General features: G+C 58.4%; 17 protein-coding genes and 3 pseudogenes. 13 read left to right on the top strand and 7 right to left on the bottom strand.

Going from position 1 to position 16543, the window contains the following annotated elements; all coding sequences use genetic code 11:
• Window positions 1–384: 384 nt before the first annotated feature.
• The 9 genes and pseudogenes from C2L64_RS20265 (at window position 385) to C2L64_RS53300 (ending at window position 7742) form a co-directional block, all read left to right on the top strand.
• Window positions 385–1056 (top strand): heavy metal response regulator transcription factor, encoded by a 672-nt coding sequence (locus tag C2L64_RS20265; protein ID WP_007589572.1) that lies wholly within the window; start codon window positions 385–387, stop codon window positions 1054–1056.
• Window positions 1053–2450: a heavy metal sensor histidine kinase gene (locus tag C2L64_RS20260; protein WP_007589574.1), complete on the top strand. Its 1398-nt coding sequence runs from the start codon at window positions 1053–1055 to the stop codon at window positions 2448–2450. The genes C2L64_RS20265 and C2L64_RS20260 overlap by 4 nt, the downstream gene beginning before the upstream one ends.
• Window positions 2451–2550: 100 nt before the next feature.
• A complete protein-coding gene (locus C2L64_RS20255; protein WP_007589578.1) occupies window positions 2551–2748 on the top strand; it encodes a heavy-metal-associated domain-containing protein in 198 nt (65 codons plus the stop codon).
• A 123-nt stretch (window positions 2749–2871) separates the two neighbouring features.
• On the top strand, window positions 2872–3954 hold the full coding sequence (locus C2L64_RS20250) for an IS630 family transposase (RefSeq protein ID WP_086915003.1): 1083 nt from the start codon (window positions 2872–2874) through the stop codon (window positions 3952–3954).
• Between the two features lie 12 nt (window positions 3955–3966).
• Complete coding sequence (locus C2L64_RS20245; protein ID WP_086915002.1) at window positions 3967–4266, top strand: hypothetical protein; 300 nt, start codon at window positions 3967–3969, stop codon at window positions 4264–4266.
• Window positions 4267–4295: 29 nt separating this feature from the next.
• Window positions 4296–4997: pseudogene (locus C2L64_RS20240) on the top strand (IS6 family transposase).
• Between the two features lie 676 nt (window positions 4998–5673).
• Window positions 5674–6675 carry a LysR family transcriptional regulator gene (locus tag C2L64_RS20235; RefSeq protein WP_086910619.1) on the top strand — a complete coding sequence of 334 codons (1002 nt, stop codon included), beginning with the start codon at window positions 5674–5676 and terminating at the stop codon, window positions 6673–6675.
• A 424-nt stretch (window positions 6676–7099) separates the two neighbouring features.
• Window positions 7100–7324 carry a CDGSH iron-sulfur domain-containing protein gene (locus tag C2L64_RS20225; protein ID WP_007587538.1) on the top strand — a complete coding sequence of 75 codons (225 nt, stop codon included), beginning with the start codon at window positions 7100–7102 and terminating at the stop codon, window positions 7322–7324.
• Between the two features lie 223 nt (window positions 7325–7547).
• Window positions 7548–7742 carry a hypothetical protein gene (locus C2L64_RS53300; protein WP_131542654.1) on the top strand — a complete coding sequence of 65 codons (195 nt, stop codon included), beginning with the start codon at window positions 7548–7550 and terminating at the stop codon, window positions 7740–7742.
• A gap of 227 nt (window positions 7743–7969) precedes the next feature.
• Here C2L64_RS53300 and C2L64_RS20215 read toward each other — a convergent pair whose 3' ends face one another.
• From C2L64_RS20215 to C2L64_RS56295, 5 genes and pseudogenes are all read right to left on the bottom strand, one after another.
• Window positions 7970–8335: a TetR/AcrR family transcriptional regulator gene (locus tag C2L64_RS20215; RefSeq protein ID WP_007587540.1), complete on the bottom strand. Its 366-nt coding sequence runs from the start codon at window positions 8333–8335 to the stop codon at window positions 7970–7972.
• A 39-nt stretch (window positions 8336–8374) separates the two neighbouring features.
• Window positions 8375–8488 (bottom strand): annotated as a pseudogene (locus C2L64_RS20210) (NAD(P)(+) transhydrogenase (Re/Si-specific) subunit beta); the annotation flags it as partial.
• A gap of 93 nt (window positions 8489–8581) precedes the next feature.
• Window positions 8582–9466, bottom strand: a complete 885-nt coding sequence (locus C2L64_RS20205) for an N-acetylmuramic acid 6-phosphate etherase (RefSeq protein WP_007587543.1) — start codon at window positions 9464–9466, stop codon at window positions 8582–8584.
• 561 nt (window positions 9467–10027) lie between these two features.
• Window positions 10028–10609 carry a hemerythrin domain-containing protein gene (locus C2L64_RS20200; RefSeq protein WP_007587545.1) on the bottom strand — a complete coding sequence of 194 codons (582 nt, stop codon included), beginning with the start codon at window positions 10607–10609 and terminating at the stop codon, window positions 10028–10030.
• A gap of 72 nt (window positions 10610–10681) precedes the next feature.
• A complete protein-coding gene (locus C2L64_RS56295; RefSeq protein ID WP_007732468.1) occupies window positions 10682–10879 on the bottom strand; it encodes a hypothetical protein in 198 nt (65 codons plus the stop codon).
• A 365-nt stretch (window positions 10880–11244) separates the two neighbouring features.
• Between C2L64_RS56295 and C2L64_RS54905 the strand changes: the two are divergent.
• Window positions 11245–11397, top strand: a pseudogene (locus C2L64_RS54905) (MFS transporter); the annotation flags it as partial.
• Between the two features lie 51 nt (window positions 11398–11448).
• Here C2L64_RS54905 and C2L64_RS53295 read toward each other — a convergent pair.
• Window positions 11449–11694, bottom strand: a complete 246-nt coding sequence (locus C2L64_RS53295) for a hypothetical protein (protein ID WP_086910620.1) — start codon at window positions 11692–11694, stop codon at window positions 11449–11451.
• Between the two features lie 222 nt (window positions 11695–11916).
• A complete protein-coding gene (locus C2L64_RS20185) occupies window positions 11917–12339 on the bottom strand; it encodes an ACT domain-containing protein (protein WP_007587547.1) in 423 nt (140 codons plus the stop codon).
• A gap of 992 nt (window positions 12340–13331) precedes the next feature.
• Between C2L64_RS20185 and C2L64_RS20180 the strand changes: the two genes are divergently transcribed.
• From C2L64_RS20180 to C2L64_RS20170, 3 genes are all read left to right on the top strand, one after another.
• Entirely contained in the window at window positions 13332–14093 is a 762-nt protein-coding gene (locus tag C2L64_RS20180; RefSeq protein WP_007587550.1) for a bestrophin-like domain, read from the top strand.
• Between the two features lie 1375 nt (window positions 14094–15468).
• A complete protein-coding gene (locus C2L64_RS20175) occupies window positions 15469–15948 on the top strand; it encodes a glycine zipper family protein (RefSeq protein WP_007587551.1) in 480 nt (159 codons plus the stop codon).
• 80 nt (window positions 15949–16028) lie between these two features.
• The gene (locus C2L64_RS20170) at window positions 16029–16430 is read left to right on the top strand and encodes a hypothetical protein (protein ID WP_007587553.1); all 402 of its coding nucleotides are present in this window, start codon (window positions 16029–16031) and stop codon (window positions 16428–16430) included.
• The last annotated feature ends 113 nt before the right edge of the window (window positions 16431–16543 follow it).

Raw genomic sequence — 16543 nt, 5'->3', positions numbered from 1 at the left:
AATGCGATGACTCGCATTTCATGAAGTTGGCCGCGAACGACTGAACCGGAAGGTTCATTATCAGCAGCACAATGACGAAAAATTTGCGCCAATACGACATGGTTGCGAAGTCTAGCAGGCAGATTAAGAAGGCTGTAAGGTCAGGAATGCGTCATTGCGTACCCGCGCCCTCTTGGGGCGCAGCGGCTCGCCGTGTACACGCCTCGAACCTTATCGTCGAGTACGTGACGAAGGGGTGGCCGGGACATGACCAATTTTTCATGTTGGCCGAAGATGAAAGAATTGTCATTTTCCCGTCATTTTCGATACACCTTCCCGGCACTACGCTGAGTACACTGATTTGATGCTCATTACTGGCGACGCCTCCCAAAGCCGCCCCCTCCCATGCGGATACTGATAGTCGAAGACGAGCCGAAAATGGCTTCCTACCTGCACAAGGGACTGACGGAGGCCAGCTACACGGTCGACATCGCCGATAACGGCAAAGACGGCCTCTTTCTTGCACTACACGAAAACTTCGACCTGGTCGTCCTCGACGTGATGCTTCCGGAACTTGGCGGTTTCGAAGTACTTAAGCGCCTCAGGGCGCAGAAGCAAACCCCGGTGCTGCTCCTGACAGCTAGAGACACCGTCGAAGACAAGGTAGAAGGTCTCGAGCTTGGCGCCGACGACTACCTGTCAAAACCCTTCGCCTATGCGGAGTTTCTGGCGCGCATTCGCTCGCTGCTGCGGCGCGCCCCCCGCGGGGTTCGGGACGTGCTGGTGATTGCCGACCTCGAGGTCGACCTCATCAAGCGAAGGGTTCGGCGAGGCGACACCCGCATCGACCTTACCGCTCAGGAGTTTGCGCTGCTTCAGTTGCTGGCGGAGCGGCAAGGCGAGGTCCTGACTCGCACCTTCATCACGTCGCAAATCTGGGATATGAACTTCGACAGCGACACGAATGTTGTCGACGTTGCCGTCAAGCGCGTGCGCGCGAAGATTGATAACTCGTTTGATAAAAAACTGCTGCACACGGTCCGAGGCATGGGGTACGTGCTCGAGGACCGCTCGTGACAACCGGTACGTCCTCGTATTCCCTGCTCAAACGATTGACCCTGGCGTTCTCAACGGTCGCCATCCTGGTCTTCGCGCTGACAGGCGCATTCCTGTACCACGCGCTGTCGACCGAGTTGCAGCGACGCGATGACATCGAAATCAGCGGCAAGCTCAGCCAGTTTCTCCAACTGGCACGAGATGCCCGTTCGGCGCAGGCCGTGCGCAATAATCCCTCCGTGTTCCACGAGGTGCTGCTTTCCCACCCCGGCGTCTATCTCGCCATATTCGACCGGCAAGGCGCCGTGCTGCTTCAGCATTCGGACAGGTCGTCCGTCGACCTGACGGCTACGCCAGTTGCCCACCGTCCGAACGCACCGTATGCCTGTGAGCCGCCAGGCATTGGTCCATCCCGCTGTGTCTTTGCAGATGAAACGTTGCCGTCTGGTGATTCGGTTCGGGTATTGCTCGTTCGCACGGCGGCCGACCGCCAGTCATTGCTGGAAGGTTATCGTATAGATATCTGGCTTGCGGTGGCCGTCGGCGCGGCACTCGTCGGCGCGTTGGGCTACGCGGTCGCCCGGCGCGGGTTTTCGCCGGTTAGAAGTATTGGGCGTCAAACTTCACGGATTGAAGCTCACAATCTGAGCGAACGGCTCGATATCGAGGGCGGCCCAATCGAGCTTCAGGATATCGCGTTCTCGGTCAATCGCATGCTCGACCGGCTTGAGCGCGCGTTCGTCCGTCTTTCGCAGTTTTCGTCCGACCTTGCGCATGACATGCGCACGCCTCTCGCCAACGTTATCAGCTCATCGCAGGTCACGCTGTCACGTACCCGAACCACCGACGAGTACGAAGCGCTCATTGACTCCAATATCGAAGAGTGTGAGCGACTTCAGCGAATGATTGAAAGCATGCTGTTCCTCGCACGTACAGACAGCGCGCAACAACTCGTCAAGTTCGCAGAGTTTGACGCGCAAAGCGAATTGCGCCGGCTCGCGTCCTACTTTCAGGGTCTTGCCGAAGAAGCGGGCGTGCAAATCGCTGTAGAAGGGAACGCCCGGATATCTGCGGATGGGACTCTGTTCAGGCGTGCCGTAAGCAATCTGATTTCAAACGCACTCGACCATGCCTTCGCTGGGTCGTCCGTTGAACTGTCGTCGTTCGATTCGCCGGAGTATGCCGTTGTCGAAGTGACGAACCAGGGACACGCAATTGCGCCGGAACATGTCGACCGGATTTTCGAACGTTTCTATCGAGTCGACGCGTCACGGCACGGTTCGGCCCGAAATGCGGGTCTCGGCCTTGCTATCGTGAAATCCATCATGGAACTGCACCGTGGGAAAGTCGACGTTGCGAGCTATGGCGAACGGACGACTTTCACCTTGTATTTTCCGCGTTCGGTCCCGGTCTAGGCGGTTCGAACGCGAATCAGCAGCAGGCGCGTCACGCAGGCACTTGATCTTCCTGCCATGGGTTCATGCTAAAGGTTCTGGTTTGCTACTGGAGGCGAAAATGGAATTCGAGGTTAAGGATATGTCATGCGACGGGTGCGCCAACTCGATTACGCGCGCCGTCACCAACGTCGACCCGGCAGCGAAGCTCGACATCGATGTCACTACCAAAATCATGAAAATCGATTCAGCGATGCCGCCAGAACGTCAGGCCGCTGTGGTTGTGGAAGCGGGATTTCACCCGACAGTCAACGCGTAACCACATCGTCCGGTTCTGTCGCAACAACGCTGTCTGATAAGTTGATGCAGTGAAAACCGATGCGACTAGTACAACATCCCGCAATTACTTTTAATAATTGATTGCATGGTTTATCCTGGCGGTATGAGTCGAGGACGCCATGCAACGCCAGTGAAGCTGGCCAGGAAGGAAAGACAGGAGCTGCAGTCGCTGATCCGACGCACGACGGCTGCACAACGCGATGTGACACGGGCACGCATCGCGTTAATGGCTCACGAGGGCTACACGAGCGCGGCGATCTCACAGGAATTGGGCGTGTCCGTGCAGACCGTCAGCCAGTGGCGCCAGCGCATTGCGCGGCAAGGCGCGCAGGGGATTCGGGAGGCAGAGCGCAGTGGTCGTCCGCCGCGCATCACGCAGGAGACGCGGCTGCAGCTGATCGCACTGGCGTGTGAAGTGCAGGAAGCGCAAGGTCGGGCCACGCCGACGCTCGATGAGATTGTGACGCGTGCAGTCGAGCGAGGGATCGTCGAACAGATCAGTCGCAGCCATGTGCAGCGCATCCTGCAGGCTGGCGACGTTCGCCCGCATCGGGTGCAACAGTGGCTGCATAGTCCGGATCCGGCGTTTCGCGAGAAGGTCAACGTGATCTGCAAGCTGTACCGCAAGGCGCCGAAGAATGCGGTGGTACTGAGTATTGACGAGAAGACCGGCATCCAGGCCATCGAGCGCAAGCATCCAGGGCGCGCCCCGGCAGCCGGACGGTTGCGCCGCCGGGAATTTGAATATATCCGTCACGGTACTCAGTCTCTGATTGCCGCGCTGGATGTTCATACCGGACGGGTACTGGGAAGCTGCCGCGACCGGCGGACCCAGGGCGACCTGGTGACTTTCATGGACAGTGTGGCAGCCGCGTATCCGGGCAAGCAGGTGCATGTGATCTGGGATAATCTGAACACGCATCGCGCCCAAGCCGTATGGCAGGCATTCAATGCGCGGCACGATGGACGGTTTCATTTCCATTTCACCCCTTTGCACGCGAGCTGGGTGAACCAGATCGAACTGTGGTTTGGGCTCTATACGCGCCGTGTGCTGCGTCACGCCAGCCACACCAGCACGGTGCATCTTCGCGAGCGTACAGAGCAGTTCATCCGCGAGCGCAACCAGACGGCACGTCCCTTCAGATGGACTTTCCGCGGCTATCCGTTGCAAACTGGCGCATCCTGAACCGGAGCGGTCATGCCTGCCTTACCCGCGAAACATCATGCAAGCGAACTGCAGCGTCAACTGCGCGAATTGTTGGGCCACGACCAGGTGGTCACGCAGGCTTACGGGCGTCATCTGCTGATCAAACGCCTGGACAATCAGGAGCCGACTGTTGTGGCACGCCTAAGTGAACTCAGCCGCAATCTTTATGGTGCGGCCTTTCGTAGCCATAGCGGGCGATGGGAACCTCTGCCTGGCTCAGGTTCGCTCGCCGAAATGGCCCAACTGGTTGTCACGCTCCTGCAGCCTTATTTGCAGCCAGACAATTATTAAACCTATTTGAGGGATGTTGTACTAGAGCGATGAACGATGGTGTGACTTCGGCGATCAGGCAAGTGCCCAAGCGGCTGCACTATCCGCTGGACGTGATGCTGCTGTGCGTGCGCTGGTATGTCGCCTATCCGCTGAGCCTGCGCGATCTTGAGGAGATGATGTCCGAACGGGGCCTGGCGGTGGATCACTCGACGGTTCACCGGTGGGCGCTTAAGCTCTTGCCCATACTGGAAAAGCTCTTTCGGCAGCGCAAGCGCCCGGTTGGCCGCAGCTGGAGGGTGGACGAGACCTACATCAAGGTTAACGGCCGGTGGACATACCTGTACCGGGCAGTCGACAAGGACGGCGACACCGTTGACTTCCTACTGCGGGCGCACCGGGACAAGGCTGCGGCCCGGCGTTACCTTGAGAAAGCGATCCGGTACAACGGCGAGCCCGGGACAGTGACGATCGACAGAAGCGGAGCGAACTTGGCGGCACTGGACAACATCAACTCCAGGCGCGAGCAGCAGATCAAGATCCGTCAGGTGAAGTACCTCAACAATATTGTGGAGCAGGATCATCGCGCGATCAAACGCCGCACGCGGCCAATGATTGGATTGAAGAAGTTCTGATGTGCGCGCATCCTGCTCGGCGGCATTGAGTTGATGCACATGATCGCCAAAGGGCAGATGAAGGCCGATGGCAGGAACAAGACATCTGCAGAGCAGTTTTACTCGCTGGTTAGATAAGGATTGCTACTTGTTTCAGGAAAAGTCCGTCTAGACCTACCTAACGCGACAGAACCCTTGCGCGCGCACTACGGTCTGGGATCGACGCCAGCATGTCGACCTTCTTCTTGAAATCATTCCGGCGGGGATAAGAGCGTGAGATGCGAAGCCACTACGTGAAAAAAAGCCGCGTTTTGCTGTAACCCGCTCTCGCCCTATCCCGATCTATCAGATAGCCAGCCTGAATCGGCGGCAGCACGATGAGAACCTTGCCGGTTGCATCGAAATGCCACGCCGATCAGGCGGCGCATCGGCGACACGGCCTGGTGAATGATGCCACATTCAGACGGCTCGCATTTCCGCTCCCCCGCGTCGCGCCGTACATCAACTCTTCAGAGGATTCAACATGCGAGTTCGCAAAGTGATGGCCACATGGGCAATGAGCGGACGAGCAACAAAGCGACGGATCGCGCGGGCTTGAAGTTTGCGGATTGTACCCCCTTCGCAGGTATGGGCGGCGTCCCCCACTACCCGGAGCCCGACGGTTGCAGAGCGAAGAGACATCCGTTTTCAATGAACTGGGAATATTCAGACGCTCCGATGTGTTGACACAGGTGAATCGCAAACAACACACACCGCCAAATTTCTCTCCCGGATGTGAGACGGCAACCGGAGTTTCTTCCTGCGGAACCATCGAATGGATCATCTGCTTTCGATTAGGGCGTTCGTCGCCGTCATCAAGTTTCAGAGCTTCACGACAGCTGCGAAACATTTGGGGATGTCGCCCGCTACGTTATCCCGTGCGATCACGAGCCTGGAGTCGCATACAAGCACCAGATTGGTCAATCGGTCAACACGCCACGTCTCGCTCGCAGACGACGCCCGAGCGTACTTCGCTTCATGCGCGGAGATTCTGGACCGGCTCGATCGCGAGGAGTTACGGCTTGCAGAGCAGCGCAACACCCAAAAGGGCGTACTTCGACTCGCCGCCCATCCATTCGCGGTCGAGACTGGTCTGTCACAGCTCATTGATGAATATCTGTTGGCGACGCCCGACATACGCGTTGCGGTAACGACAACCGGCGAGCCTTTGCGCCTCGAACACGGTAACTATGATGCGGCAATTTATCCCGCTTTTCTGGTTCAGGACGCAGCTGCAATTTGCCGTCCGCTCGTTCGTTCCAGTTCAGTGCTCGTAGCAACACGCGCGTATCTCGATGCAGGTCCACCCGTACCATCATCGCTCGATCTTACGGGTCATACATTCATCAATACGCGAGCAAGCAAATGGGATCCCGAATGCGGTTCGGTTAAAGTAGCAGGGATTTCGCTCCCGCACAACGCACGGCTTCACGCCGTGATGGATGAATGCATCGCCGTGCAGCTTGCGTTAAACGGTTATGGCATCGCACTTTTGCCCACGTGCATCGCTCAACGGTATATGAAGAGCGGACGTTTAGTGCGTGTGCTGCCCGAGTACGAGTTGACCGATCCCGTGGCCGAGCTCGATATCGCATTTGTACATCGTCGTACTTTGCCCAGGCGGGTGAGGGACTTCGTGGATCACTGCGTTTCCTTTTTTCGGGAATCTGAGCAGCCAGACCGACGAGTATCGCCTCGCTCACGCAAAATCGTGCTAACTGGTTTGAGAGACGCCAACGCCGAGGATGCGGCGATTCTGGAACACGCGTCCCGATGACGACCTCAAACACTCTCACCATCGTTTTAAGGGCGACAATTAGCCTTGGGACGACGCAGGAGCTAGCTCGGATTGGTCGCGTCCGTTGCGCCTCCGCATTTCCGCTCTTTAACGGAACCGCCTGCAACGTGTAGCCCTCACCGCCCTTCCCGTCCGAATAGCGCGTTCATTGAATTGCGGACGTCAAAACCTGATTTGCTCGCGGTGCGCGGCACCCCGGACATGATGAACACGTTCGGCAGTGTCCCCAGCACGATGCCGCAGTGGCGCTTCTGGTGCCACACTTTGCACGATCGCGCGGCAAGAAACAGCTCACCTTCTTCCCATCCCGATATAGACTGAAACTGGACCTGCTGCCGGGTTGTCCCAATTGAGAGCCCGGTGCTGCGCAGGCTTGCGCGATTCATCCTCATTGGAGGCGCACATGTCGACTGCAATCATCACAACACAGAATGACGGCCCGTACCACATCACAGGTGACTTCCAGATTACCACCCAGAGCGGGCAACCAATCGCCGCGGGCAAGAACGAAGTCTGGCTATGCCGGTGCGGTCAGTCGAGCCACAAGCCACTGTGCGACGGCTCACACAAGAAAGTTAGGTTCTCGAGCAATCTCGACGAAGAGTCGCAAAAAGGGCAAAAACCTTGATGCGGTGATTGTACTTCTCATGCAGAATCTAGCGGTCGCGGAGCCGCGAGCCGCCGCCCGCAGCAAGGGTTCGCGGTTCAGCGAACATTGCACGATGGCGAGCCGCGCGAGTCATTGATGTATTGGCTATTTTCCGTAGAAACCGCCAGAATTTACTGAGATGGACCCGACGCCCCCTTCGGGGACACTGACGATCCCGAAATCTGACGTGTGGATGCCCATCATGGAAATCGACATCCTCGGCAGCGTAAACCTATCGCGGAAAGCCGCCCTTAATCGCATCGCGTGCTCTGCGCTCGCAATCCCGGATCGCACCCTCTTCGTTGCGGAAGAGTCGCCCGAATCCTGCCACGATCCTACGGCCAACCCGACGTCGAATTCAGGAGGCGCCGTCTGTCGGGCGAGCGCCGGAGCCTGACAAAATAAAGCAAAGAACCGGGTCAGCACCACGTCGAACCGCTCGTCAGGCAGATTGCACGAGTCAGCGGCGCGACTGCATTCCTTCGCGCAACGCCACCAGGCCAAGCGCTAGCATCTCCGCCGCAAGCGGCAACTGCGCTCCGGTGCATTCTGCGATCGCCGAGATGCGCCCGCCATATGCTCCTGCCGCTTTCGAAACAGTGAGCAGAACTTCGCGCGGAACCGCTAGTCTCGGGCCGCTTGCAGTTTCGCTTCCATCCAAAAGAGATACGACTCGGGCAGGTCGTTCAGCCTTCGAAAGCAGTCGAGAGATGCTGCCATCATATCTTCGCCAGTGGTGCACCGATCGAAGATCCACTGTGCTTCAGCTTCGACATCGTCGTGATCGCGCTGAAGCAATTCGAGCAGCAGATCTGTCCTGCCTTCGAAGTTCGAATAGAACGCGCCGCGCGAGTATCCGGCTGTGGCCGCGATATCTTCGACGCTCGCCGCAATGAAACCCTTCGTCGAAAAGATATCGCGCGCTGCATTCAGCAGACGTTCGCTCGTCTGCTCCTTGCTTTGCTCTCTGGTCAGACGCTTCGGTTTCACTGGCGGAAGATCTCGTTGGAATGTGCGGCGCGCAATATGCTATGCCGCCTTCATCATGTGCTCCACCACCTTCTTCGCATCGCCGAACACCATCATCGTCTTGTCCATGTAAAACAGTTCGTTGTCGAGACCGGCATAACCCGGCGCCGTCGACGCAGGACATCGTACAGCTCGTCGGTGCGCCGACAGGCTGTTGCTCAATGACGTCGCGAACGTATTACCCGCTACCCCCGCCTTCAGTTTTTGTCACCCTCTCATGGCCTGACGTACATTGCCCCTGGCCGCCGCCAGGCGCACCTTCGCCGCCTCCGCATCAATGCCACATTTGAGCGCCACAATCGCCACCTTTACCTGATATCCGCATAAGACAAGCGTATGGCGGGCAATTTCCTCCGATACGCCCGTCGCGTGCATGGTCAGGCTGATGGCCCGGTGCACCAGCTTTGCATTGACCGGGCGCAGGTCGACCATAAGGTTTCCATATACCTTGTTCAATCCCACCATCAAGGCACTCGAGAAACTGTTCAAGGCAATCTTCTGCGCCGTCCCGGCCTTCAGACGCGTACTACCCGAAATGATTTCCGCCCCGGTCACAAGCGCAATGCCGATTTGTGCGGCAGTCAGCACCGGGGCGTTCGGGTTATTTGCGAATCCGATCGTGAGTGAACCGCTGGCCCGTGCCGCACGCAGCGCTCCCAGCACGTAAGGGGTACAACCCGACGCCGCAATTGCGAGCACCACGTCGTTGGCTACCGGCCGCACAGCCAGCAGATCCGCCTCGCCTTGCTGATCGTTGTCCTCGGCGCCCTCCACTGCATCGGCAAGTGCGTCGGCACCGCCAGCCACCAGAGCAATCGCGCGGGACCGAGGCCACGAGAAGGTTGGATACAGTTCTACCGCATCAAGCAGTCCAAGACGCCCTGAGGTGCCGGCACCCACGTAGATGAGACGGCCTCCTGCCGCAATTCGGGGGATCGATTCACGTACCGCTTCGGCCAACCGTAGGCGGACAGCCCAGACCGCCTGAGCGGCGTTAAGCTGATCCTCAACCAGAACCTCGACCAGCCGATCGACAGGGTACAGGTCAAGGTCGGGATGCTGCGGGTGCGGATTTTCTGTACTGTTTTGCATCGCGATTCATTCCGGGCGAAAATGCGGTCGCCAAAGACGGAGTTGTCCACATAACCACGGGTCACCCATTCATTACACCCTTTCCTAGATTAATCCGATTCAACAACTCCCAAAAGGCTTGTTTGCGCAGCATCCTTCGCGCCTCGTAAAGGGCTGGTTTTTGTGATGTTTATCTCCGATTCCATCTATCCGTGCAACAACCGTCTGCGGTCCGCCGCACGCTTTCTCTTAGGAATACCTGCGTTTTTGCCCAATTAACGAGAACTCGGGGGACGAGCAGGTAACGATCGTGGCGCAAACGCTGCACTACTATTCAACCCATCATCATTATTGGTGCGGCGAGATGCGCTGATGCCTTCAATCCGTGATAACTGCCTCCTTGAACTAACCCGCTGACGCGGGAGACGGCGGTCGGCCAGGGGCATCGGCTCCGGGACCGTCAACGATGAACCCCGCATGCGCGTCTTTCGCGATCCGTGGCTCACGCAGTCGTTTCCCTCCATAACCGCTTCGAAGTGACTCCGCCCGCCATCTCCATTTTGACTGATCTGAACAGTATATTCACGCGACGTGATCCGGGATTGTGTTCACGATCATTGAATACAGATGGTCGAGATCACCCTCGAGTTCGCTGCTGTCGAACGGGTCGCGATTGGCGCCAAACGCTTCATCCAGTTCTATCCAATCCGCAGTGGTAAGGCATCGCAGCGCAGCGGGCAAAACCACTTCCTCTTCCAGCCGCCTGTGGTTACCGTAAAACGCTGCGTATTCCTCGACCATCTTCCGCAATGCAGGAACCTCTGAATCACCGGCCACCTCATATCGCACCAGGGCACGTTCAAGATTTCGCACCCGCGCTTCACCCTGTACATGCTGCGCCTCCAGTTCGTCGATGACATCGTCCAGTTCATTCGTGCGCAATCGCAAGCGCATGAATAAATATTTGTCTTCCTTAGGGTGATGGACCTGTTCCGGATATTCCCGAATGTAGTAAAGCATGGCCCGCAACACCATAGGTCCGGGCGCATGCGCACTCGCGTCCAAGGAGTCCACAAACCGCGTCATCCCGTTGACCACTGTCGAGAGCTGCTGATGCTCGTGGATGATCGTCTGTACCGCCCTTCGCGCTAATGGTTGTTGCATGTCATTCTCCGCCTATAGGCCGTAGCAAATGGGTACCATTTGCTGCGTCATTTCCACTAACCCGGGCATAAACTAGCGCATCCGTCCGACTGATCTGAGTATTGAGCGGCCTTGTGGAGTCAAACGCACATGTGCGTATCCTGAGGCCAGCTTTTCTAGCGAAACAAGCTGACGCTCGCACAAGGCACCCAGATCCTCAAGATCCAGATTGTTCGAATTCTGGTTAGTCTCAAGCAGCATGAGCGCTGCGATCTCATGTGGGCTGAGCATTGTCGTCTCCGTTCATCAGAGTCCCCGCGCTTCGGGTCACGTTTCAAGAATAGATGCTCACCAAAGGTTGTCGACGCGCATTTTGTCGCATGCTGCTGGACTTCAAGTCGAAAAGCGCAATAGATGTCTTCGGGAAGACAACTGACGAATGCGATCTCCCCGCCTTCGCCGTTACGGCAGCACCTGCAGCGCGAAGTCGCAAGCAAGCACCGTAGCCGACAACAAGAGACCAAGTGCGATATTGGGAACGCGGCGCCCGAGGTCGGGGTGTCCGCCTCCCACGCTAAGAAGAGAAAACAAGATTCGATGACGATCTGCATTGCAAACAGCACGAGCATCAATGTGAACTCATAGCCCATCTCCTCTTGCTGCCGATTTTGTTTGGCTTGCTGGTCGACTTCTTCAGGGTCCGCTCGACGTGTTTCATGTTTCCTTACGGCATCGTCTGGGTCTCGCTGGTCCTGATTTATCTGTCGGAAGTCAGGCGAACGTCCGTCGCCGGACGAGCAACCGGTTAGCTTTCGTCCCTCTCCGGACCCATCTGAGCAGGTGAGTCGGACCCGCCTGGCTTACGAACCAATGTGCACCAGTTGGACGAGGGATGCCTGTTGCGGGAACGTCGAATCGAGCCTGCCCAGGCGGATTTCCCGCCTCTCGCTCCAATAGGCGGAAACAATATTCCATCTGCTTGAGCGAGTGTTCTGCGCCGCTCGATCTGCACCGGTATTCGCAAGACCGTCGATAAGTGTCCGCTGCTGGAACAGATGGTCACGAAATAAACGGACCGACGCCCGCGTTGCGACTTCAAAGTCCACCTGTCATTCGTGTTCATCAATCTTTCTAGTGCAACCACCTGATCAGGACGTCCTTGGCAATGGCCGTAACTAACCTATGAGCGGACTTCTATGGCGTAAAGCCTAATGTCCGTACATGGCCGGACTGAGACCCGGCCGCTTCGCGCTCACGTGCACGCACGGCCGCGCAGCCTGTCGTGTTGAAGCATAGAACAAAGCAGTTCCCGGTCCGGCACCCGCCCTTCAGGCCCTCTGTAGTATGTCGATTGCCTGTTCGGCATCATCTAACGAGTCGACCGCGATATAAGCAATGAACTGTGTGCCAAGTACAGCGGCGGAAACGCCGCGGAGGTTGATCCCCCCATCTGCCAACATCCGGGTCAACTGTGCGATGATCCCCAGTTGGTCCAGGCCCATTACACGGACGGAGTGAAGGCTCGGGGTAACGTTGAAGCCCACCTGTGTCGCGGCACGGATCTCCTGTTCCCCCTGCAGCGGTGCGACAAACACGACCCCCTTGCCCGATGCTTCCGGCGCGCGACGTGCGACGACGAACTGCAAGTCTGCGCCAGCATCCCGCAAAGCGCTTAATACCTGCGCCAGCCCGCCCGGTTTGTCCTCGATGGTAGCAGCCCAAACATCGACGCGTTCTACGCTCAGTTCCATGACAGTTCCTCCCGCCTGATGCATCTCCCAATAAAAATCTACGTCACCAACGGCACGCGAGCAAGGTCGGCAGCGTAAGCGACACACGGGAATACCGGAACCCCGGACCGGAACCATGAAGTTTCACGCTATGCAACGCCGGCACTGTGCGCCCGAGAAACACCCGTTTCGGTTTGTCGTCATGCGACGCTTCTTCCGGCAATCGGCCGATATTGTCGCGCGCTGACCATCCCGGTAGCAGACGAGAATCTGCGGCGTGCCAGTTCGCAAGGGATGCGGTACATCATGCAACGCTCGCGCGGGGGCGGAACCAACGATTGTGTGGGGCCACCCATGCCATTCTTCTCTCGCGTAACTTCGATCTGCCTGCAGAGTGACAAGGTCGAACGGGCTCGTCAGATCAGTCAGGCGTTCGCCGCACAATGGGCCAACTTCATCCAACTGTCGCATCTCGATCCACTTCGGCCTTTTGGACTGCGAACGTCCGAAGCTCGGCCGATCTGTGACACTTGAAAGGCCATTCATCGCCGTTTATTTCCATATGGTCCATACACTCGCCGTTGAGCCGGCGTGCGTCCGCCGAACGGCGCATCGCGGGGTAGCGCGCTGAGTAATGTGCAGAAGAAAGTCTGTGGGCAGGAAGGGCCCGAGCAACTGGTGCCCTGCTGAGCGCCAGCAAACCAGTCAGAATGATCGGGCATGCGCTACGCGACCCATATGCGCCGCCGCATGCGACCAAAGGTCAATATCGGTATTCCCAGCCAACCTGTACCCTACTTCCTGGACGTGGGGTATCGTGCATTCGCGGACGACGCGCACCAGGAAATCAGGAGCCACGTCGTCACTCGCGGAAAACGATGATCCCTGACCGGCCCGGCTGGCGAGCGTCCGGCCCGGCGACAGAACACCGGGCACCAGGGCAGTGGCAGGAGAAAATCAGGCCGCGAGGCATGCCGGACTGCTCCTTGCCAGCGGACCCGGAGGATTGAACGGTGAACGACCTCGTCATCGCCTTGATCGTGTTTGCCTGTGTATTCGGCAGTGCAATGCTTGGATTGTTTCTGCGCGCCATGCTGCCGGAGCACCACCTTAGCGAGGAATCAATCGGTGTCGTCAAGCTGGCAACTGGCCTGATCGGCACGATTGCCGCGTTAGTGCTTGGCCTGCTGATCTCGTCGGCGAAGAGTTCATTCGATACGGTGAACAGCGAGCTTGTGCGCAATGCTGCCAGCATCATTCTCCTCGATCGCGTACTGGCCAAATATGGAACGGAAACGCAGGAAGTCCGTGGCTTGATCAAGCAGAGCTACGGCAGATCGATCCAGATACTCGCTTCCCGCGATCCTGCGGAGCTTGCAAGACTTCGTGGCTCCGAGGTACTTAAACAGATGGAAAGCCTTCAGCGCAAGCTGGAGGAACTTTCGCCGCGCACCGAGGCACAGCGTCAGCTGCAGGCGAGTGCCATCCAGATTGCCGCTGAAGTGCTGGCTGTGCGCCGGCTGGCCTTGCTGCAATCGGCGGGCTCAGTCCCCATAACGCTTCTGATAATCCTGGTGTTGTGGCTGTCCATTATCTTTGGCGCGTTCGGCACGTTCGCTTCACCCAACGGGTTCGTCATTGCAGCGTTGCTTCTGGGTGCGCTATCCGCTTCCGCGGCGATTTTTCTGATCCTGGAAATGAACACGCCGCTCGATGGGGTGATCAGCATCTCGCTTGCGCCTATGCGCGAGGCGCTCGCCATGCTCGGCCAGTAGCGGTTATAGGTGTCGTCATCGTCAACCGCAGCGACGATTTGGTAGAGGTTGACCCTATGACGACGCGATCTCGTCGGGCGTTACGGCAAGTGCGTTGGAAAGGCACCGGATACCTGGCGCATCGGTAGCATCTGCCGATGCCTGAAAGCGAGCCGACATAGTGAACGCTTTGCGTTTCGTCTTCGGCCATTCATAGTGACCGCGTGAATGTCGCTTGATGGCCCAATTGTCGCGCGAGCCAGGGCAGCGGAATTGCCGATTGTTGCTGTAAGTGGGGAAGTTTCGCGTGCTACAGATCTGCTATAGCAGGGGTGGCAACCCATATCTGACAGGCCTTGCGCCTGTCATTCCACCCCCTGAACTATCGCCGCCCGGGAAGGCTCGGCAAAGTCATTTCGAACGGCCCAGTTCCGACCCGATCCGGACTGTCGACCTAACGGAACATTGATGGCTCTTTGCAAAGTGAAGCGGACGTTCGTCGGACGAAGCCCTTGAACAGCTGAGTGTGTGTCGGACACACCAGAGTCGAGCGAGCCAAGTTTGCACGACCTGCCTCAGACTATTCGTCATAAGCTCTCCATCTGAAGTAGCTCCAACTTTCCACGACCCGGAAAACCATAGCGGATAAGGGACTCACAGGCGGGGAAGAGCCTAGGCAACGTCTCCAGCTTGTAAAGCAATTTCATACAACCTACCCTTGATTGACCTGATGCGGGCAGAAAGGGGCAGCAGCAATTCCACGCGCGCCCATGACGTGCCCACTTATGAGCTGTGTGGTCCGAAGCCTGGCGGATTCATTGCTCTGGCGCCGGTGTTTCACTCAAGCCTCGAGGCTTCGATGTCACAGCGCTTCTTGTCTCGATTTTCTAAGGCACTCGGCCTTCTCGTCGCCGCATTGGTTTACGCGACCTCAGCCGGTGCGACATGCAGTGACACTCGAATTAAAAACATGGCTGAAGAGAAAACGATCGCGGAGATTGCAAAAAGTTGCGAGATGGATAAGGACGAGGTTTACAAAGTTTTAAACGGAAAAGCGAGCAGCATCGCGGCGGCACCGAGCGACGGAGCTAACACAGCCAGTCTTCCACCAGGGACGCCCTTGGAAGAGTGTGGATGCTGGGGAAAACTTGATTCTTCCGTTCGGCAACCACTGCCAAGATGCCGAAGTGGGTACGCCCAAACTAAGCGTTGCGGCGGCTTTTGCGCGTTTTCGGGATTCTATGAGTCGCAACGCGTATGCACTGAATGAGTCCGCGCAACCCGAGATAGGCAATCACTGACGCCGGCGTCTCGACGCGAAGCAATCGGCACGCCAGGGCAAGCCCCGCGCCGCGCTCCGCATCGAAGCCCGACGACCTTCACGGGAGTCTGAGCCATGCAACGAATCGCCCGCCTGTCAGTCGGCCTCACGCTCGTCTCGCTCGGCTGTGCGGCAGCGGCCCAGCAGCCGATCATCTATCCGGCGAGAGGGCAGAGTCCGGCGCAGCAGCAAACCGACACCGCCGAATGCCGCTCGTGGGCGCAGCAGACCACCGGCGTCGATCCGGTCGCGCTAGCCGAGCAGATGTCGAGCGCCCCGCCACAGCCGGAGCGGCGCGGCGGCCTCTTTCGCGGGGCCGGGGGCGGCGCGCTGTTCGGCACACTGATCGGCGGCGCGGCCGGCGGCCACTGGGGCGAGGGCGCGGGTATCGGCGCGCTCGTCGGCACGATGGGCATGGGCATGCGAATGCGGCGCGAGCAGCAGCAAATGGAAATGCAGCAAACGGGCATGCATCAGCAGGCCTCCGGCCAGCTTGCGACCTACAACCGAGCCGTCGCGGCGTGCATGACCGGCCGCGGCTACACCGTCGAGTAGACAGGGCGCCGGCCTCGCCCGCGCACCAGCTGCGGAGCGCGCGCTCACGAGACGGTCCGCGACAAAAAGGAGGTCACACCATGCCGAAGCCTTTGCGGGCCACCGCCCTTGCGATCCTCGTCGGCCTGGCGCCGTCGCTGGGGCTCGGGGCGGACTTCGACGGCAGCAAGCCGCTCCTCTGCGCAACGATCGACGCGCACTTCTGCGACATCGGCGAGGTGTGCTTCCGAACGCTGCCCGGGATCCTGGGCGCGCCGGATTTCGTCCATATCAACTTCGCGAAGAAGACCATCGTTGGGTCGTCGCAACGCTCGACCGCGATCCGGTACATGGAAAGCGGCGAAGGCCAGTTGCTCATGCAAGGCACCGAACTCGGCTACGGGTGGACCATCGCGCTCGACACTAAGTCGGGCGGCATGTCCGTGACGCTCGTCAACCGCGACGACGTGTTCGTGTTGTTCGGGACCTGCACGCCGTCGTAGCTCGCAGCGGCGACGCCGGTGTGCCGCGCCCCGCGAACCGTGGGTCATCGCCTGATTGCGTCCTGTCAGAGCGCGCACATCGCCCGGCTCCCGGCGGGGCGCTCAAAGGTTTT

Source organism: Paraburkholderia hospita, from assembly GCF_002902965.1.
Lineage (GTDB): Bacteria > Pseudomonadota > Gammaproteobacteria > Burkholderiales > Burkholderiaceae > Paraburkholderia > Paraburkholderia hospita.
This window is presented reverse-complemented; position numbering and strand designations above follow the sequence as displayed.